Source organism: Streptomyces longwoodensis (assembly GCF_001514125.1).
Classification (GTDB): domain Bacteria; phylum Actinomycetota; class Actinomycetes; order Streptomycetales; family Streptomycetaceae; genus Streptomyces; species Streptomyces longwoodensis.
The window spans coordinates 100,166-118,491 of record NZ_KQ948550.1; the positions used below are offsets into that span (position 1 = coordinate 100,166).

An 18,326-nucleotide genomic window follows, 5' to 3' on the forward strand; every position below is an offset into this window, starting at 1 on the left:
TCGGCAGTCCCCGGCCCGCGTCGGTTCAGCGCACCGCCGGGGTGAACTCCACCGGCAGGGACGTCAGTCCACGCATCCAGATCGACGGACGCCAGGTCAGCTCCTCCGGCTCGACGCCCAGCACGAGGTCGGGAAGGTGCTCCATCAGCGTCTCCACCGCGGTGCGTGCCATGACGTCCGCCAGCAACGGCGCCGGGTACGGGCAGCGGTGCTCGCCGTTGCTGAACGACAGGTGGGCGGAGTTCTCGGCGCCGACGTGCGACTCGGGCCAGATCTGCGGGTCGGTGTTGGCCGCCGCCAGACCCAGCACCACGCAGTCGCCCTCACGGATGAGCCGCCCGCCCAGCTGGGTGTCACGCACCGCCCAGCGGCCGATGAAGTTCTGGGTCGGCGTGTCCAGCCACAGCACCTCGTTGAGCGCGTCGCCGACGCTGACCCGGCCGCCGGAGACGTTGACCGCGAACCGCTCGTCGGTCAGCAGCAGGCGCAAGGTGTTGCCGATCCAGTTGCCGGTGGGCTGCTGGGCCGCCGCGATGACCGAGATCAGGTCCTGGACGACCTCCTCGTCGGTGAGGCCGGCCGGGTCCAGCAGCATCCGCGAGGTGACGTCGGGGCCGGGCCTGTCCCGCTTGTCCTTCACGAGCTGCATGATGCGCTCGCCGACCCGCCCGTAGGCGGCCACCGGGTCGTCGCCCTCACCGGCGTCCAGGGAGATCCGCAGGTCGTCGACGAGTCGCTCGGTGTCCGCGCCGCCCTGCTCCATGCCGCACATCCACAGCACCGCACGAGCCGGCAGGGCGTGGGCGTACCCGCTCATCAACTCGGCCTGCCCGCTGCCCGCGAAGCGGCCGATGAGCTGCTCGGCGATCAGCTGGCACTCACGGGCCAGCTCGAACTGGTCGACGCCCTCCAGCGCGTGCGTGATCACTCCCGCCCGGCGCTGGTGCTCGGCGCCCTCGGTGAACAGCACCGACGGCTGGTGGCCCACGAAGGGGAGCAGCGGCCAGTCCGGCGGGATGTGCGGCCACTGGTTCCAGCGCCGCGAGTCCCGCGCGAACAGCTCGTCGTGACTGGTGACGAACGACACCTCGGGGTAGCCCAGCACCAGCCAGGCCGGGATGTCGTTGTCCAGCAGCACGGGTGCGACCGCGCCGTGTTCGCGGCGCAGCGTCCGGTAGAGCTGGGAGGGCGTCTGCTGGTACTCCAGGCCGCCCAGGGGCACGGCCCGGGAGTGTGCGGGGCAGCCGGGCGGGGGAGTGGCGGCCCCCGACGGGGAGGCGGCGGTGTCGCTCATGGGGTGCCCTCCTGGGACAGTGCCAGTGCGTACAGGTGGTCCACCAGGCAGATGAGGACCTCCTTGCAGGACGACCTCAGCCGCGCGTCGCAGTCGATCATCGGCACGTGCTCGCCCAGGGCGAGCGACTGGCGGATCTCCTCCAGGGAGAAGCGGCGGTCGTCGCCGTCGAAGCGGTTGACCGCGACCACGAACGGCGTGCGGTGGTGCTCCAGCCGGTCGATCGCGTACCAGGAGTCCTCCATGCGGCGGGTGTCCACGAGGACCACGGCGCCGAGCGTGCCCGAGAACAGGCGGTCCCACAGGAACCAGAACCGCTCCTGCCCCGGTGCGCCGAACAGGTAGAGCACCATGTGCTGGTTGAGGCTGATGCGCCCGAAGTCGAAGGCGACGGTGGTGGTGGTCTTCTGCTCGACGCCCGTCGTCTCGTCGACGCCCCGTCCCGCCTGCGTCATCACCTCCTCGGTGTTCAGCGGCCGTATCTCGCTGACCGAGCGCACCAGGGTGGTCTTGCCGACGCCGAAGCCGCCCACGACGACGATCTTCAGGCCGGTCTCGGCGGCATCGGCCAGCGGTGTGCGCTGCAGCGGCAGCTCAGAGGTTACGGAGCCCATGGAGGACCTCCTGGAGCAGTGCGGTTTCGGGGAGGCCCGCGACGGATGCGGCGGCGCGGGGATGACGGGCGCTTACCTTGCCCATGTCGTGCAGGTCGCCGAGCAGGATCCGTACCACGGTGACGGGCAGCGCCAGTTCCGCCGAGATCTCGACGACCGCGGTGGGGTGCCGGCACAGCTCCAGGATGCGGACGTGCTCCGACTGCATGCCCTGGGTGGGCTCGCTCTCGCTGACGACCAGGGTCACCAGGTCGAACGAGTCGTCGGCCTCGCTGCGCCCACCCGTGACCATGTACAGCCGGTCGGGATCACCGACGTCCACGGGTTTGCGGATCACGCGGTGGCACCCCTGCCGGCGGGGGTGCGCGGCTCGGCCCGCAGGTGGTCGCCGATCTGCTCGACCAGCTCGGTCATCTGGTGGCCCACCACCCCCGGGTCGGCGCTCTCCTCGGCCACGACGGCGAGGTGCGCGCCCTCGCCGGCCTCCACGATGAACAGCAGGCCGCCGTGGAACTCGGTCATCGAGTGCCGCACCCCGCCGGTGCCGTCACCGAACTCCACCGAGGCGCCCTGCGACAGGGCCTGGATGCCGGAGCAGATGGCCGCCAGCTGGTCGGCCTGGTCGAGCGTCAGGTGCGGCGTCCAGCACAGCTTCAGTCCGTCCCGCGACAGGACCAGGGCGTGGCGGGTGCCCGGCGTGCGCTCCAAGAGGTTCGTCAGCAGCCAAGTCAGGCTGGTGTCAGTGGTCTCCATGGTGGGTGGGGCCGGGCGCGGACCGGTCAGGGCCCACCCGGCCCGTACCTCCAATCAGGCGAGGTGGGGCAACAGGTGCAGGAGTGGTGGCCGGACGGGAGCGCCCGCGAAGGCCGGGTCGGGGAGGGGCTACTCGTCGTGCGGGGCCGGCCGCGGGTCCTCGGTGCCGGACGCCGCGCCGTGCCGGCCGCGGTGGAAGGCGCCGAACCGGCTGCCGGCGTCACGCGCCGGACCCGGCGCCGGCTGCGTGCCGGACGGGGCGGCGTCCGGCCGCTGCCGTTCGCGCTCCGCCTCGGCCATGGTGCGGCCCGGGGCGCGCACGGGCAGACCCCCCGGGGTGGCCGCCCGTCCGCCGGCCGCGCCGACGGGGCGGGCGGGAGCGGTGTCCGCGTCGGGTGTGCGGGTGCGCACCGGCAGGGGCTCGGCGGCCGCGGCCACCGGTTCCGGCACGGCCACCGGTTCCGGCACGGCCACCGGCGCCGGCCCCGAGTCCTGGTCGCGCCGGGACCGCTCGGCCACGACCGGCTCGCGCTGCTGGGCCACGAGCTGCGGCGGCAGGAGCACCACGACGCCGGTGCCGCCGCGCGAGGAAGGACGGTAGTTGACGCTGATGCCGTACTTGACGGCGAGCCGTCCCACCACCGCCAGGCCCAGCCGGGTGCCCTGCAGCGAGGCCAGGTCGGTGACCTTGCCGGACACGGCCTCCTCCGCACGGCGCATGGCCGCGTCGGACATCTTCAGTCCGCTGTCCTCGATGGTGACGACGAGGCCGGCGCTGCGCTCCTCCACATAGACGTGGACCTCGTCGATGGGCGGCGAGAAGTTGGCGGCGTTGTCCATGAGTTCGGCCAGCAGGTGCATCACCCCTTCGGCGGCGAAGCCGGAGAGGGCGGCCTTGCTGGAGTTGTGCAGGCGCACCCGCCGGTAGGCGGCGATCCGGCCCACGGCACCGCGCAGGATGCTCTCCACCACGATCGGCTTGTTCCACACCCGGCTGGAGCGCCCGCCCATCAGCAGGGCGAGCCGGTCGGTCATCAGCCCCAGCTGCGAGGTGCTGTGGTCCAGGCGCAGCAGGTCACCGAAGACTTCCCCGCCGTGCCGGTCCTGCATGTCCCGCAGGTCGGCGAGCATGCTCACGGTCTTGGCCTGCACGCGGCTGAGGGCCTTGGCGGACGCGGCCTGCGCGGCAGCGGAACGCCGTTCGCTGTAGGCGAGTTCCCGCACGAACCACTCGGCCGGATCACGCAGCAGCCCGCTGCGCGGCCACTCGAACCGGGTCAGCACGGTGTCGGCGGAGCTGCCCTCCCGCAGCAGCGCCACCGCCGCCGGGAGGGTCTGCGTGGTCAGGCGCTCCAACTCGGCACTGCCCTGTGCCAGTTCCTCGCGCAGCGCCCGCAGTTCACCCTCGGCCCCGGTGGCGCGCCGGTGCGCCGCGGCCACCTCGGTGACGAACACCTCCGCCAGCTGGCGCAGATGAGGGTCGGACGGCGCGCTCGCGTGCGCCAGTGCGTCGGCGGGCCGCGCGCCGCCCTTGATCTGCCGCACCAGGCCGGGCAGCGTGGCGTTGACCAACTGGGACAGCTCCGCGCCCCGTTGCATCCAGTGGTTACGGGCCGTCTCCAGCTCTCCGCCGCGCGAGGCGGCCTCCCGGCGTGCCCGGCGCAGCGACCGGGCCGTCACGGCGACCACGACCGCCAGGCACCCCCACGCGACGGCCGCGGTCCCTGCCACCCAGCCCCGCGCCCCCGCCGGGGCGACGACGACGGCCACCGCACCCCCCACGGCGGTCACGAGCAGAGCGGCGGGGAACGCGACCGGCAAGGAGCGCGCCCCCTTCACGCTCCGGCGCTGGCGGGGGCGAGCAGGCACTGGCATTCCGCGGTCCCTCGGTCCTCGAGAACAGGAGTCGTGGTGACGACCGGACGTCGTCGGCGACCCGGAGGGCACCGGGCGACACCCGTCACCCCTCCGGATCAAGCACGCCGCTCATGCTAGCCACGCGTCCCCGTCCGCATCCCGGCCGAAGGGCCCGGCCCCGTCACGGGTTCACTTCGTCGCGAAACGATCTCACTGACACCGGCATGTGACAGGCGCGCGTGCCCGACCATGACCGTCGTGAAGCCGCAAAGAAGCCCATACCGCCCGAAGCGGGGGATCCACGAGGGGCGGTGACCGACCGAACGGGGCCCGTCTGACGCGCATTTCCGGTCAACCGGCCGCCCTCACCCGCCCGGAACCGGACCGGGGAATCCGCACACTCCCGGCGAAGCGCCCCCCGGCACACCCGCCGCCGTGTCCGAGCCGGACCGGGAAACCGGGGTGCCCGACCGGTGATGCGCGGAACACCTCCGCAACACCGGCTCAATGCTCACCAGTTGCTCACAACCCTGGGCGGGATGCCGTCGCATCCCGTCCGAGTCGATGCCCGGACGGGATGCGACGGCATCAGCGCGTCAGATGTCCCGAAAGATCTCGATCTGCGCCCCGATCGAGTTCAGGCGCTCGGCGAGGTCCTCGTACCCCCGGTTGATGACGTAGACGTTGCGCAGCACCGACGTGCCCTCCGCCGCCATCATCGCGAGCAGCACGACCACCGCCGGGCGCAGGGCCGGCGGGCACATCATCTCGGCGGCGCGCCAGCGGGTCGGGCCCTCGACCAGCACCCGGTGCGGGTCGAGGAGCTGGAGCCGGCCGCCGAGGCGGTTGAGGTCGGTCAGGTAGATCGCGCGGTTGTCGTAGACCCAGTCGTGGATGAGGGTCTGGCCCTGCGCGGTGGCCGCGATGGCCGCGAAGAACGGGACGTTGTCGATGTTCAGGCCGGGGAACGGCATCGGGTGGATCTTGTCGATCGGCGCCTCCAGCTTGGAGGGGCGGACCGTCAGGTCGACCAGGCGGGTACGGCCGTTGTCGGCGACGTACTCGGGCGTGCGGTCGTGGTCGAGGCCCATCTCCTCCAGCACCGCGAGCTCGATCTCCAGGAACTCGATCGGCACCCGGCGCACCGTCAGCTCCGACTCGGTCACCACCGCGGCGGCCACCAGGCTCATCGCCTCGACCGGGTCCTCGGAGGGGGAGTAGTCCACGTCCACGTCGATCCGCGGCACGCCGTGCACGGTGAGCGTGGTCGTGCCGATGCCCTCGACCTCGACGCCCAGCGCCTCCAGGAAGAAGCACAGGTCCTGGACCATGTAGTTGGAGGAGGCGTTGCGGATGACGGTCACGCCGTCGTGGCGGGCCGCGGCGAGCAGCGCGTTCTCGGTGACGGTGTCCCCGCGCTCGGTCAGCACGATGGGACGGTCCGGGCGGACGGAGCGGTCGACGACGGCGTGGTACTGGCCCTCGGTCGCCGCCACCTCCAGGCCGAACCGGCGCAGCGCGATCATGTGCGGCTCGATGGTCCGCGTGCCCAGGTCGCAGCCGCCGGCGTAGGGGAGCATGAAGCGGTCCATGCGGTGCAGCAGCGGGCCGAGGAACATGATGATGGACCGGGTGCGCACGGCGGCCTCGGCGTCGATGGCCGCCAGGTTCAGGTCGGCCGGCGGCACGATCTCCAGGTCCACGCCGTCGCTGATCCAACGGGTGCGCACGCCGATGGAGTTGAGGACCTCCAGCAGGCGGTAGACCTCCTCGATGCGCGCCACCCGGCGCAGCACCGTGCGCCCGGTGTTCAGCAGGGAGGCGCACAGCAGGGCCACGCAGGCGTTCTTGCTGGTCTTGACGTCGATGGCGCCGGACAGCCGGCGCCCACCGACCACGCGCAGGTGCATCGGACCGGCGTAGCCCAGTGAGACGATCTCGCTGTCGAGGGCCTCACCGATTCGGGCGATCATCTCAAGGCTGATGTTCTGGTTGCCGCGCTCGATGCGGTTGACGGCGCTCTGGCTGGTGCCGAGCGCCTCGGCGAGCTGCGTCTGCGTCCAGCCCCGGTGCTGACGGGCGTCACGGATGAGCTTGCCGATGCGTACGAGGTAATCGTCTGACATGAGGTTGAGGTTATCTCAGATATGAGATGGCGCCTCTTGGGGGGTCCGTTCGGGTGACGGGATGTCAGTGCCCGCCGCCCTTGCGGGTCTTCCGCCACCCGAAAGGTCCGGGCAAATCCATCGATGTCGTACGACGTCCGGTGCTGCTGTGGGTGTGCCGGGGCCCGTTCTTGCCGCCGGTGGTGATGGACCACGAGCGCTTGTTGATGTTCAGGCGTACCCCGGGAAGGATCTGGAAGCTCTTGCGGAAGGTGAGGGGCATCGGGCCTCCTTGCGGTCCGGTTCGGTTCGTTGGACTGCGGTTACCCCGGCTTCCCGAAATGAGACGCCCCGCGTCCCGTGCGCGAACTGGCGAGTCCCCGTGCACGCGTTGGTGCCTCCGGCCTGCGGCCCGGACCTACGGTGACGGACGACCTTCCCCGCCGCCGCGGAGCGTCCCGGCGGCGGTACGTCACGACCTCAGGGGGAACCACTCATGCGCCGTCGCAGTCTCGGCGTCCTCGCCGCAGCGGGTGCACTCGCCGCGTCCGTCGGGGTCTCCGCCCCGGCCTCGGCCGACGTCTCGCACCCCACCTGCCCCAGGGGGGCCTTCTGCGCCTACTCCGCGACCTTCGAGGGCGGCCGTCTGCTCCTCGCGACCCAGGCCAACTGGTCCGGCACCCTCACCAACGTCCAGTCCACCTTCAACAACGGCTACCCCGACCCCGGCGCCGACCACGTCCAGCTGGGCTACACGGCGGGCGGCGTCAGCTACTCCACCTGCATCCACTACGCCCCCGGCAGCGGCCAGTACGCGCACCAGTGGAACAACATCACCATCAAGTCGGTGAGGTGGCGCGGCGAGTGCTGACCCGGCTCGCCGTCACCGGCCCCCACCGTCCACCCGACACCGCTCGAGGAGCCCGGATGCGCCTGCGCGAGCGCGCGGCAGCGGCCGTCATCGTGAGCAGCGCGATCGTCGCCGCGCTCGCTCCCCAGGCCATGGCCGCCCCGATGCCGTGGGAGACCAGCAGGACACCCACGACCCTCACCCATCACCGAACGCCCGCCGGCAGCGGCACGGTCACCGTGCTGTGCGCGCCCCCCTGCTACCAGTAGGGGCCGGGCGCCCGTCCACTCACAGGGGGATTCACATGCGCATGCACAGGGCTGCCACCGGTGCGGCCGCGGTACTCGTACTGGCCGGAGGGGGCATCCTCATGGGTGCCGCCGGGGCCCAGGCCGCGCCGACGGCCTGCCACACGGTGATCAGGGTCGTTCCGGTCACCGTTGTCGTACCCCAGCAGGTGTACGAGAACGGGCACTGGGTGACCAGGTACGTCCCCGTGACCCGCTACGACACCATCTCGACGATCGTGTGCGACTAGCACTCGTCCCGGACAACACCCACGGCCACGCCCCGCAGCAGCCGGGACCGCTGCGGGGCGCGGCCGCGATGCCACCCGTCACCGCCCAGCCGCGCCCGGCCGCCGCCGTGCGACCCGGCAGCCGGACGACACCTCCGCCCGCGACCAAGCGGCACATCTCTGCCTACGACCGGACGGCACCACCGCCACCCGCCGGACGGCCCGCCGCACCCCCCACCCCCGCCCGGGCATGACCTTCCCGCCCTCATGTACTAGAGTTATCTCGACATCGAGATATCTGCCGAGGCGCACCGCAGCCGCACGCACATCGGTCTGGCAGTAAGGGTTACCTAACTTAGCCTAACCTCAGCGCACGGGTCGAGCCGGCGTGGCGGCAGGATCGTGGTGGTACGCGCACATCAATGAAGGAGACTGTCGTGTCGGCGAACAGCTTCGACGCCCGCAGCACGCTGCAGGTGGGCGACGAGTCGTACGAGATCTTCCGGCTGGACAAGGTCGAGGGCTCCGCGCGCCTTCCCTACAGCCTGAAGGTGCTGCTGGAGAACCTGCTCCGCACCGAGGACGGCGCGAACATCACCGCCGACCACATCCGCGCCCTCGGCGGCTGGGACTCCCAGGCCCAGCCGTCCCAGGAGATCCAGTTCACGCCGGCCCGCGTGATCATGCAGGACTTCACCGGCGTGCCCTGCGTCGTGGACCTCGCCACCATGCGCGAGGCCGTCAAGGAGCTCGGCGGCGACCCGGCCAAGGTCAACCCGCTCTCCCCGGCCGAGCTGGTCATCGACCACTCCGTGATCGCCGACAAGTTCGGCACCCACGACGCCTTCGCCCAGAACGTCGAGCTGGAGTACGGCCGCAACCGCGAGCGCTACCAGTTCCTGCGCTGGGGCCAGACCGCCTTCGACGACTTCAAGGTGGTCCCGCCGGGCACCGGCATCGTCCACCAGGTGAACATCGAGCACCTGGCCCGCACGATCATGGTCCGTAACGGTCAGGCCTACCCCGACACCCTGGTCGGCACCGACTCGCACACCACGATGGTCAACGGCCTGGGCGTCCTCGGCTGGGGCGTCGGCGGCATCGAGGCCGAGGCCGCGATGCTCGGCCAGCCGGTCTCCATGCTCATCCCGCGCGTCGTCGGCTTCAAGCTCACCGGCGAGCTGCCCACCGGCACCACCGCCACCGACCTGGTGCTCACGATCACCGAGATGCTGCGCAAGCACGGCGTGGTCGGCAAGTTCGTCGAGTTCTACGGCGAGGGCGTCGCCGCCACCTCCCTGGCCAACCGCGCCACCATCGGCAACATGTCGCCGGAGTTCGGCTCCACTGCCGCGATCTTCCCGATCGACGGCGAGACCCTCAAGTACCTGCGCCTGACCGGCCGTTCCGAGCAGCAGGTCGCCCTGGTCGAGGCGTACGCCAAGGAGCAGGGCCTCTGGCTGGACCCGAAGGCCGAGCCGGACTTCTCCGAGAAGCTCGAGCTGGACCTGTCCACCGTCGTGCCGTCCATCGCCGGCCCGAAGCGCCCGCAGGACCGCATCGAACTGTCGCGCGCCGCCGAGCAGTTCGCCGCCGACGTGCTCAACTACGTCGAGGCCGGCGTGACCGGCGGCGACGACCGCAAGCCGGGCGTCCCGCAGCAGGAGCAGCCGCACGGTGTGCAGTCCCCGGTCGACGAGGCGTCCGCCGAGTCCTTCCCGGCCTCCGACGCCCCGGCCTACGGCAGCGACGACAACGGCGCCGGTGCCCCGCAGCACTCCGCCGTCGTCGCCGGCTCCGGCCCGTCCAACCCGGTGCGCGTCACGGCCCCCGACGGCTCCAGCTACGAGCTGGACCACGGCGCGGTGACGGTCGCGGCCATCACCTCCTGCACCAACACCTCCAACCCGTACGTCATGGTCGCCGCCGCGCTCGTCGCGAAGAAGGCCGTGGAGAAGGGCCTGACCCGCAAGCCGTGGGTCAAGACCACGCTGGCCCCGGGTTCCAAGGTCGTCACCGACTACTTCGACAAGGCGGGCCTGACCCCGTACCTCGACAAGGTCGGCTTCAACCTCGTCGGCTACGGCTGCACCACCTGCATCGGCAACTCCGGCCCGCTGCCGGAGGAGGTCTCCAAAGCGGTCAACGACAACGACCTCGCGGTCACCTCGGTGCTGTCCGGCAACCGCAACTTCGAGGGCCGGATCAACCCCGACGTCAAGATGAACTACCTCGCCTCCCCGCCGCTGGTCGTCGCGTACGCCCTGGCCGGCTCGATGAGGGTGGACATCACCAAGGACGCCCTGGGCACCGACCAGGACGGCAACCCGGTCTTCCTGAAGGACATCTGGCCCTCCGAGGCCGAGGTCAACGACGTCGTCGCCAACGCCATCGGCGAGGACATGTTCGCCAAGTCCTACGCGGACGTCTTCGCGGGTGACGCCCAGTGGCAGGCGCTGCCCATCCCGACCGGCGACACCTTCGAGTGGGACGCGGAGTCGACCTACGTCCGCAAGCCCCCGTACTTCGAGGGCATGGGCATGGACCCGGAGCCGGTCTCCGACATCACCGGCGCCCGCGTCCTCGCCAAGCTGGGCGACTCGGTCACCACCGACCACATCTCCCCGGCGGGCGCCATCAAGGCCGACACCCCGGCCGGCAAGTACCTCACGGAGCACGGCGTCGAGCGCCGCGACTTCAACAGCTACGGCTCCCGCCGCGGCAACCACGAGGTCATGATCCGCGGCACGTTCGCCAACATCCGCCTGCGCAACCAGATCGCGCCGGGCACCGAGGGCGGCTACACCCGCGACTTCACGCAGGACGGCGGTCCGGTCTCCTTCATCTACGACGCCTCCCGCAACTACATCGAGCAGGGCGTCCCGCTGGTCGTCCTGGCCGGCAAGGAGTACGGCTCCGGCTCGTCCCGCGACTGGGCCGCCAAGGGCACCGCGCTGCTCGGCGTGAAGGCCGTCGTCGCCGAGTCCTACGAGCGCATCCACCGCTCGAACCTCATCGGCATGGGCGTGCTGCCGCTGCAGTTCCCGGAGGGCCAGTCGGCCGAGTCCCTCGGCCTGACCGGCGAGGAGACCTTCTCCATCACCGGCGTGGAGGAGCTCAACAACGGCACCACCCCGCGCACGGTGAAGGTCACCACCGACACCGGTGTGGAGTTCGACGCGGTCGTCCGCATCGACACCCCCGGTGAGGCCGACTACTACCGCAACGGCGGCATCATGCAGTACGTGCTGCGCAGCCTGATCCGCAAGTAGGCACCGCCCGTACGGCAGTCGGGGGCCGCGTTCCGGGTGACCGGGGCGCGGCCCCCCGCCGTTCACGGAGACGTGTCGGTGCGCGAAGCGTTTACAGCGACGTCGATCGGCGCTACCTTCCGCCCGGGAGGTGGGAGCGCTCCCATAGGCGGACCGGAACCCGCCGGGTCCGCTCCCGCCTCCGTCACCCGCAACGGACCCGGTGGCCGATGAGCCGATCGGCCACCGGGTCCGCGAGTCGGCCGACCGGACGGGGGAGTGGGTCGGCCGAGGGGATCCCCCGGAGCCGGGCGGTGCCACGGCCGGGGGAGGGGTGCGGGGACGACGTCGTCGTCCGACAACGTTGTCCGCTGGTGGTCGTAACCGACTGTATCACCCAACGATCACTCAACGGCCATGCCTGGCGCGTGAGTTGGCTCGCACCGGGCGCCGCGCACCCGTGCCCGCCCTGCGTCGGCAGGGCGGGCACGGGAGGTCGGCGCCGTTCGCGGCGCGCCTACGACAGCAGCTCGACCTCCGTCAGGCGGGCCTCCCCGGCGAACACCAGCCGGTAGTGCCGGTACGCGCCCGGGTGGGCGACCGAGAAGGCCCGGGTCTGGCGGTTCCACGCGAAGGTCTCACCGGTGCGCCGGTCGAGGTCCGTCCAGGCCGTGCCGTCGGCGGAGCCCTGGAGGGTCCAGCCGGCCGGGGCGCGGGCCGCCTCGTCGGACGTCAGGGTGTAGCGCACCGCCCGCGTGTCCCGGGCGACCGGCAGGTCGACCGTGCCCGACACGTCCTGGCCGGTCGCCGAGGTGTCGTCGAACAGGGCGCCGTCGCCCGCCAGGGCGTCCTGCCGCGGCGTCGGCACCTTGTCGTCCCGGGTGATCGACACCGGTGCCGCGTCCTTCCCGCTGCCCCAGGCCGAGGGGCGCGGTCCCATGGTGAACTCCAGCACCGCTCCCTTCGCCAGCAGGTCGTGCGGCAGCGCCGTGGACGTCCAGGCGCGGCCGTCGACCTTCAGCCCCTGCACGTAGACGTTGCGCGTGCTGTTGCCCGGTGCCTCCACCACGAGGTCCTTGCCGTTCTCCAGGTGCACGGTCGCCTTGGTGAACAGCGGTGAGCCGACGGCGTACTCGCCGCTGCCCATGACCAGCGGGTAGAAGCCGAGCGCCGAGAACAGGTACCAGGCCGACTGCTCGCCGTTGTCCTCGTCGCCGTGGTAGCCCTGGCCGATCGAGCTGCCGGTGTACAGCCGGGACAGCACCTCGCGCACCTTGGCCTGGGTCTCCCAGGGCCTGCCCGCCGCGTCGTACATGTAGGTCACGTGGTGCGCGACCTGGTTGGAGTGGCCGTACATGCCCATCCGCACGTCCCGCGCCTCCGTCATCTCGTGGATGACGCCGCCGTACGACCCGGCGAACTCGGGGGAGGCGGTCTCGGGCGTGGCGAAGTAGGTGTCCAGCTTCTGCGCCAGCTTGTCGCGCCCGCCGTACAGGTTGGCCAGGCCCCGGGTGTCCTGCGGGGCGGTGAAGGCGTAGCCCCAGCCGTTGGTCTCGGTGTAGTCGTAGCCCCACACGCGCGGGTCGTACCGGTCCGACGGCACCCGCCAGGCGCCCTTCTCGTCGCGGCCCTGGAAGAACCCGGCCCGGGAGTCGAAGAGGTGGACGTAGCCGAGGGCGCGGTCCATGAAGTACGCCGACTCCTCGGCGTAGCGCTTCTCGCCCGTGGTCCGGTACAGCTGCTGTCCCATCCGGGCGATGCCGTAGTCGTTGAGGTAGCCCTCCAGCGCCCAGGACAGCCCCTCGTGGGTGGCGGTGCCGGTGTAGCCGAGGAACGGCGAGGTCGCCATGCCCTTGCGGCCCACGCCCGACGACGGCGGCACCACCGTGGCGTTCTTCAGCGCCGCCTCGTACGCGGCCCGCGCGTCGAAGGGGACGCCCTTGACGTAGGCGTCGGCGAAGGCGACGTCCGAGGAGGTGCCGGTCATCAGGTCGGCGTACCCGGGGGAGGACCAGCGTGAGATCCACCCGCCGTCCCGGTACTGCTGCACGAACCCGTCGGTCAGCTCGCCCGCCTGAGTGGGCGTCAGCAGCGCGTACGCCGGCCAGGCGGTGCGGTAGGTGTCCCAGAAGCCGTTGTTGACGTACACCTTGCCGTCGACGATCTTCGCCCCGGTGTGCGTCGGCGTGTCCGTGCCCGGCATCGGCGAGAACGGCGAGGCGTACCGGTACGTGGAACCGACCTTCTCGAAGCCCGAGTTGGGGTACAGGTAGAGCCGGTAGAGGCTGGAGTACAGGGTCGTCAGCTGGTCCCGCGTGGCGCCCTCGACCTCCACCTTGCCCAGCAGCCGGTCCCACTGGTCGCGCGCCCGGTCCCGCACGGTGGTGAAGTCCGTGCCGGCGGGGATCTCCTGGCGCAGGTTGTCGCGCGCCTGGTCCACGCTGATCAGCGAGGTGGCCAGCCGCAGGGAGACCGTGCGGTCGGCGCCCGCGTCGAAGCGCAGGTAGCCGCTCGCACCGCTGGACGCCCCGTCCTTCACCGGCGCGTCGAACTCGCCGTACACGAACAGCCGGGTGGCCCCCGTCGACAGCCCCGACTTCACGTCCGAGTAGCCGCTGACCACACCGGCCGCCCGGTCCAGCGTCAGCCCCGCCTGGTCGGTCACGTTGTCGAAGACCACGCTCGCGTCGTCACCGGGGTAGGTGAAGCGCAGCATCGCCGCGTGGTCGGTCGGCGCCATCTCGGCCCGCAGTCCGTTCTCGAACCGCACCCCGTACAGGTACGGCCGGGCCGTCTCGTTCTCGTGCCGGAACGCCAGGGCCCGCGCCGCCCGGCCGGTGGGCGGGACGCCCGGCGCGGCGGACGGCATCAGCTGGAAGGTCTGCCGGTCGCCCATCCACGGACTCGGTTCGTGGCTCGCGCTGAACGCCTGGATCTCCGGCAGGTTGTCGGCGTTGTTGGCCCGCGCGTAGTCGTACAGCCAGCTCAGCGACGAGGCGTTGGTCACCGGTGTCCAGAACGTGAAGCCGTGCGGCACGGCCGTCGCCGGGAAGGTGTTGCCGCGGGAGAAGGAGCCGCTGGAGTTCGTCCCCCGGGTGGTGAGCGCGTAGTCGGACAGGTGCGCCGCGGGGCGGTCGGGCGCGGCCGTCCGCAGGCTCACGTCGTCCAGCCAGCCCCGGAAGCGCGCCGGCCCGGCGGGGGAGTCGTAGCCCAGCAGGATCCGGTCGACGGTCTTGCCCGCGGCGACCGAACCGATCCGCGCGACCACGTCGTTCCACTGGTTGACGTACAGCACCTTGGCCGTGCCCTGCCCGCGCGGCGACAACGGGAAGCCGTGCTGGTCCGCCGCCCCGAGGTCGCTGAGGTAGGTGCCGTCGGTGAACGCCAGGTCCACGGCCACGTTCGTGGCGTCGTAGTCGCGGTCGCCGTCCGCCATCGCCGGGAAGATGCGGTACGCCAGTTCGGTGCGGCCGGTCACCCGCACGTTCACGTCGAAGACCTTGTCGTAGGCGTACGCCCGCCCCGCCGTCGTGTGGCGGCCCGCGTAGCGCAGCGCCCGGCGGCCGGTGAACCCGGCGCCCGCCTTGGCCGTGGGGGAGCCGCTCGGGCCCCGGTCCACGACCGCCAGCATGTCCGGCGGGACCGGTCCGCTCGGGCCGCCCGTGCCCAGCCGCACGTCGGCGAGCTGGAGGATGCCCGCGCCGTGGTTCGCGGTGATCTCCAGCCGCAGGTGCCGGTACGCCACGTCGGAGGGGGTGACGGCGAAGGTCCTGGTCTGGAACCGCTCACCGAAGTCCTCCCCCGAGCGGCTGTCCAGGTCGGTCCAGTGCGTTCCGTCCTCGGAGCCCTTCAACGTCCAGGCGGCCGGGTCGCGTTCGGCGGCGTCGTTGGCCGACGTCAGCGCGTAGGAGGCCAGGCGGACCGGCTGGTCCAGGTCGAACTCGACCCAGCCGGTGGCCGTGAACGTCAGCCACTTGGTGCTCGCCTCGCCGTCGAGGAGGTTCTCCTTCACCTCGCCGCCGCCGGTGTTCTCGTCGTTCGCCCGTACCGCGGTGACCCGGTCGGTGACGTCACCGGGCAGGCCGCCGCCGTAGCCGCCGTCCACGCCCGAGGCGCGCTTGCCGCCGCCGGGGGCCGTCTCGGGCGTGCTGACCCAGTCGGGCGCGGGCTGTCCCGCCTCGAAGGACGAGGCGAACTGCTGGGCGGGCAGGGCCGGCGGTGCCGGCAGGGCGGCCGCCGCACCGGGGGCCCCCACGGACATCACGAGGGCGGCCGTGATCACGGCCGCCCGGGAACCACGGAACCGTCTTCCGTGTCGCTGCATGCGCGAGCACCCTCCTGCGCGGGTCCGACAACGTTGTCTCACTCCGTTCGCAGGACTCAGTAGGGGGTCAAGTGGCGAGTGATGTCAAGGACGTTGGCGGGGGAAAGCACTGCCCATGTCGCGAATTCTCCCGGCCCGGCCGCCGCGGGCCGGACATATTTCCACGAGGTCTCACTTCGGAAAAGACCACTGACCAACCTTGCATTCGATCTTGCTCCGCTGGCGGGAAGTGGACTATACCTGTCGGCGTTTCCTGCACGACCCAGCTTGGCCCGACCGCGGTGCCGGGAGGATCCGGTTCACCGCCTGAGTCCTGGAGAAGGCGAGGACTTGAGCATGGGATCCACGTCCGCAGAGAACCACGGCCGTCCCGGCACCGGCCGCCGCGATCTGATCAAACGGTCCGCCGCACTCGGTCTGATCTCCGCCCCCGCCATGGGTTTCCTCTCCGCCTGCGCCAGCAGTGGCGGCGGCGGTGACGAGGACAAGGCGAAAGCGGGCAAGAAGACCGCGAAGAACCCCCTCGCGGTGAACGACACCGCGCAGATGGAGTTCGTCCTGTTCGACGGCGGTTTCGGCAAGGAGTACGCCGAGGACGCGGTCAAGATCTACGAGAAGAACTTCCCCGGGACGAAGGTGAAGTTCGCCGCCACCCAGAAGATCCAGTCCACCCTCCAGCCCCGCTTCAACCAGGGCACCCCGCCGGACCTCATCGACAACTCCGGCGCCGAGCAGATGGACATGGGCGTCCTGGTCGGCAAGAACCAGCTCGCCGACCTCACCCCGCTGCTGGACGCCCCGTCCTACGACGACCCGGACAAGAAGGTCCGCGACACCCTGCGGCCCGGGATCGTCGAGATGGGCCAGTTCGACGGCAACCCGGTGTGGATCCTGTACTACGCCTACACCGTGTACGGCGTCTGGTACTCGCAGAAGGCGCTGGACTCGCTCGACGAGCAGTACCCGGAGACCTGGGACCAGATGCTCGCGGTGTGCGCCAAGGCCAAGAAGAAGGGCATGGCGGGCTGGACGTACGCGGGCAAGTACCCGTACTACATCCCGTTCTCGCTCTACCCGATGATCGGCAAGGTCGGCGGGCGCGAAGTCCTCGACGCCATCGACAACCTGGAGCCGAACGCCTGGAAGCACCCCGCGGTCAAGGCGTGTTTCGAGGCCTACTACGAGCTCTACAAGAAGGGCTACGTCCTCAAGGGCACCCCCGGTCTGGACCACATCCAGTCGCAGACCGCGTGGGCCAAGGGGCAGGCGCTGTTCATCCCCAACGGCTCCTGGGTGGAGAACGAGTCGGCGAACGTCATCCCCGCCGACTTCGACCTCGCCGTCTCCGCGCCCACCGGCCTCGACAGCTCCGACAAGATGCCGTTCGGCACCATCTGGGCCTCCGGCGGTGAGCCGTTCATCGTCCCCGCCAAGGCCAAGAACGCCCCGGGCGGCATGGAGCAGCTGCGCATCATGCTCAGCGAGGCGTCGTCCAAGAACTTCACGGCCAAGGTCAAGTCGCTCACCGCGTACAACGGCGGCACCCAGGGCATCACCCTGACACCGGGTCTGAAGTCGGGCGTGGCCGCGCTGGAGAAGGCCGGCGACAACGTGGTGAACCCCCGCATCCAGGACTGGTACGTCCAGTTGCAGAAGGAGCAGATCGGAGTAGCGGGACTCGGCGAGATGATGGCCGGACGCCTCACCCCCGCCGAGGCCATCAGCAAGATCCAGGGATTCGCCGACGCGGCGGCCAAGGACTCCTCCATCAAGCACTACAAGCACCAGTAGCGCACCGGGAAAACTCGATTCCACAACGGCACCGGAGTGGCGATGCAGCACGGCAAGTACCGGTTCATCGTGGGGTTCCTGGCGCTCCCCCTGGGACTGTACGCGCTCTTCGTGGTCTGGCCCTTCATCCAGTCCATCTACTACTCGTTCACGGACTGGACGGGCCTGAGCCCCGAATTCAAGATGGTCGGCCTGGACAATTACCGCAGGATGCTCGACGACGACATCTTCTGGAAGTCCTTGCAGCACAGCTTGATGTTCGCGGTCGTGCTGCCGGTGGTGACGATCAGCCTGGCGCTGTTCTTCGCCTTCATGATCAATGCGGGCGGGCGCGGAAGGAGGGGCGGGCCGGTCATCTCCGGGGTGCGCGGCTCCTCCTTCTACAAGATCGTCTATTTCTTCCCGCAGGTGCTGTCGATCGCCATCGTCGCGCTGCTGTTCGCCTTCGCGTACAACCCGGACAGCGGCGCGATCAACTCGGTCCTGCGGGGCGTCGGCCTGGACGGCGTCCAGCCCCTGTGGCTGGGCGACCCCGACCTCGCCCTGTGGTGCGTGATGGCGGTGCTCGTGTGGTCGACGGTCGGCTTCTTCGTCGTGCTGTTCTCGGCGGGCATGGCGTCCATCCCGTCGGACCTGTACGAGGCCGCGCTGCTGGACGGGGCCGGCCGGGCGGCCACGTTCTTCCGCATCACCCTGCCGCTGCTGTGGGACACCGTGCAGTCGGGCTGGGTCTACATGGGCATCCTCGCGCTCGGCGCCGAGTCCTTCGCGGTCGTCCAGATCATGACGACCGGACCGGGCGGGCCCGACTACTCGACCACCGTCATGGTCCTGTACGTGTACCAGAAGGCGTTCCGGGACGGTCAGGCCGCCTACGCCACCACCATCGGCGTCGCCCTGCTCGTCGTCACGCTGGCCTTCGCCGCCGTCGTGATGCGGCTGGGCCGTCGCGAGCGGCTGGAGTACTGAG

At 70.8% G+C, this 18,326-nt stretch carries 14 protein-coding genes; 6 read left to right on the forward strand and 8 right to left on the reverse strand.

Annotation, left to right across the window (positions count from 1 at the left end):
- Nucleotides 1–25: 25 nt before the first annotated feature.
- From AQJ30_RS05430 to AQJ30_RS05460, 7 genes are all read right to left on the reverse strand, one after another.
- A complete protein-coding gene (locus AQJ30_RS05430) occupies nt 26–1,294 on the reverse strand; it encodes a cytochrome P450 (protein WP_067229270.1) in 1,269 nt (422 codons plus the stop codon).
- Entirely contained in the window at nt 1,291–1,908 is a 618-nt protein-coding gene (locus tag AQJ30_RS05435; RefSeq protein WP_067229272.1) for a GTP-binding protein, read from the reverse strand. Before AQJ30_RS05435 ends, AQJ30_RS05430 begins: the two co-directional genes overlap by 4 nt.
- A complete protein-coding gene (locus AQJ30_RS05440) occupies nt 1,889–2,245 on the reverse strand; it encodes a DUF742 domain-containing protein (RefSeq protein WP_067229275.1) in 357 nt (118 codons plus the stop codon). Before AQJ30_RS05440 ends, AQJ30_RS05435 begins: the two co-directional genes overlap by 20 nt.
- Nucleotides 2,242–2,661 carry a roadblock/LC7 domain-containing protein gene (locus AQJ30_RS05445; protein WP_067229278.1) on the reverse strand — a complete coding sequence of 140 codons (420 nt, stop codon included), beginning with the start codon at nt 2,659–2,661 and terminating at the stop codon, nt 2,242–2,244. Before AQJ30_RS05445 ends, AQJ30_RS05440 begins: the two co-directional genes overlap by 4 nt.
- A gap of 129 nt (nt 2,662–2,790) precedes the next feature.
- Nucleotides 2,791–4,536 (reverse strand): sensor histidine kinase, encoded by a 1,746-nt coding sequence (locus tag AQJ30_RS05450; RefSeq protein ID WP_107119490.1) that lies wholly within the window; start codon nt 4,534–4,536, stop codon nt 2,791–2,793.
- Nucleotides 4,537–5,114: 578 nt separating this feature from the next.
- Nucleotides 5,115–6,644 (reverse strand): helix-turn-helix domain-containing protein, encoded by a 1,530-nt coding sequence (locus AQJ30_RS05455; RefSeq protein ID WP_067229280.1) that lies wholly within the window; start codon nt 6,642–6,644, stop codon nt 5,115–5,117.
- 64 nt (nt 6,645–6,708) lie between these two features.
- Nucleotides 6,709–6,906, reverse strand: coding sequence for a DUF4236 domain-containing protein (locus AQJ30_RS05460; RefSeq protein ID WP_067229282.1), 198 nt, complete (start codon nt 6,904–6,906; stop codon nt 6,709–6,711).
- Between the two features lie 213 nt (nt 6,907–7,119).
- On the opposite strand from AQJ30_RS05460, the gene AQJ30_RS05465 reads away from it, so the two are divergent.
- From AQJ30_RS05465 to AQJ30_RS05480, 4 genes are all read left to right on the forward strand, one after another.
- A complete protein-coding gene (locus AQJ30_RS05465; RefSeq protein WP_067229285.1) occupies nt 7,120–7,494 on the forward strand; it encodes a peptidase inhibitor family I36 protein in 375 nt (124 codons plus the stop codon).
- A gap of 56 nt (nt 7,495–7,550) precedes the next feature.
- Nucleotides 7,551–7,742: a hypothetical protein gene (locus AQJ30_RS05470; protein WP_067229287.1), complete on the forward strand. Its 192-nt coding sequence runs from the start codon at nt 7,551–7,553 to the stop codon at nt 7,740–7,742.
- 35 nt (nt 7,743–7,777) lie between these two features.
- Nucleotides 7,778–8,011, forward strand: coding sequence for a hypothetical protein (locus AQJ30_RS05475; protein ID WP_067229290.1), 234 nt, complete (start codon nt 7,778–7,780; stop codon nt 8,009–8,011).
- Nucleotides 8,012–8,427: 416 nt separating this feature from the next.
- Nucleotides 8,428–11,262, forward strand: coding sequence for an aconitate hydratase (locus tag AQJ30_RS05480; protein ID WP_067229293.1), 2,835 nt, complete (start codon nt 8,428–8,430; stop codon nt 11,260–11,262).
- Between the two features lie 496 nt (nt 11,263–11,758).
- Here AQJ30_RS05480 and AQJ30_RS05485 read toward each other — a convergent pair whose 3' ends face one another.
- A complete protein-coding gene (locus tag AQJ30_RS05485) occupies nt 11,759–15,502 on the reverse strand; it encodes a GH92 family glycosyl hydrolase (protein ID WP_425424132.1) in 3,744 nt (1,247 codons plus the stop codon).
- Between the two features lie 399 nt (nt 15,503–15,901).
- Here AQJ30_RS05485 and ngcE point away from each other — a divergent pair, with 399 nt between their 5' ends.
- Together ngcE and AQJ30_RS05495 are read left to right on the forward strand one after the other, a co-directional pair.
- The gene (gene ngcE / locus AQJ30_RS05490) at nt 15,902–17,356 is read left to right on the forward strand and encodes an N-acetylglucosamine/diacetylchitobiose ABC transporter substrate-binding protein (protein ID WP_067229298.1); all 1,455 of its coding nucleotides are present in this window, start codon (nt 15,902–15,904) and stop codon (nt 17,354–17,356) included.
- Between the two features lie 42 nt (nt 17,357–17,398).
- The gene (locus AQJ30_RS05495; protein WP_067229302.1) at nt 17,399–18,325 is read left to right on the forward strand and encodes a carbohydrate ABC transporter permease; all 927 of its coding nucleotides are present in this window, start codon (nt 17,399–17,401) and stop codon (nt 18,323–18,325) included.
- The last annotated feature ends 1 nt before the right edge of the window (nt 18,326 follow it).

Excerpts from the sequence above, each read along its gene's own strand:
- AQJ30_RS05445 (WP_067229278.1), bottom strand. The coding sequence starts at position 2,661 with ATGGAGACCACTGACACCAGCCTGACTTGGCTGCTGACGAACCTCTTG.
- AQJ30_RS05470 (WP_067229287.1), top strand. The coding sequence starts at position 7,551 with ATGCGCCTGCGCGAGCGCGCGGCAGCGGCCGTCATCGTGAGCAGCGCG.
- ngcE (WP_067229298.1), top strand. The coding sequence starts at position 15,902 with ATGGGATCCACGTCCGCAGAGAACCACGGCCGTCCCGGCACCGGCCGC.
- AQJ30_RS05495 (WP_067229302.1), top strand. The coding sequence starts at position 17,399 with ATGCAGCACGGCAAGTACCGGTTCATCGTGGGGTTCCTGGCGCTCCCC.
- AQJ30_RS05455 (WP_067229280.1), bottom strand. The coding sequence starts at position 6,644 with ATGTCAGACGATTACCTCGTACGCATCGGCAAGCTCATCCGTGACGCC.
- AQJ30_RS05450 (WP_107119490.1), bottom strand. The coding sequence starts at position 4,536 with ATGCCAGTGCCTGCTCGCCCCCGCCAGCGCCGGAGCGTGAAGGGGGCG.
- AQJ30_RS05465 (WP_067229285.1), top strand. The coding sequence starts at position 7,120 with ATGCGCCGTCGCAGTCTCGGCGTCCTCGCCGCAGCGGGTGCACTCGCC.
- AQJ30_RS05460 (WP_067229282.1), bottom strand. The coding sequence starts at position 6,906 with ATGCCCCTCACCTTCCGCAAGAGCTTCCAGATCCTTCCCGGGGTACGC.
- AQJ30_RS05475 (WP_067229290.1), top strand. The coding sequence starts at position 7,778 with ATGCGCATGCACAGGGCTGCCACCGGTGCGGCCGCGGTACTCGTACTG.
- AQJ30_RS05485 (WP_425424132.1), bottom strand. The coding sequence starts at position 15,502 with ATGTCCGTGGGGGCCCCCGGTGCGGCGGCCGCCCTGCCGGCACCGCCG.
- AQJ30_RS05435 (WP_067229272.1), bottom strand. The coding sequence starts at position 1,908 with ATGGGCTCCGTAACCTCTGAGCTGCCGCTGCAGCGCACACCGCTGGCC.
- AQJ30_RS05430 (WP_067229270.1), bottom strand. The coding sequence starts at position 1,294 with ATGAGCGACACCGCCGCCTCCCCGTCGGGGGCCGCCACTCCCCCGCCC.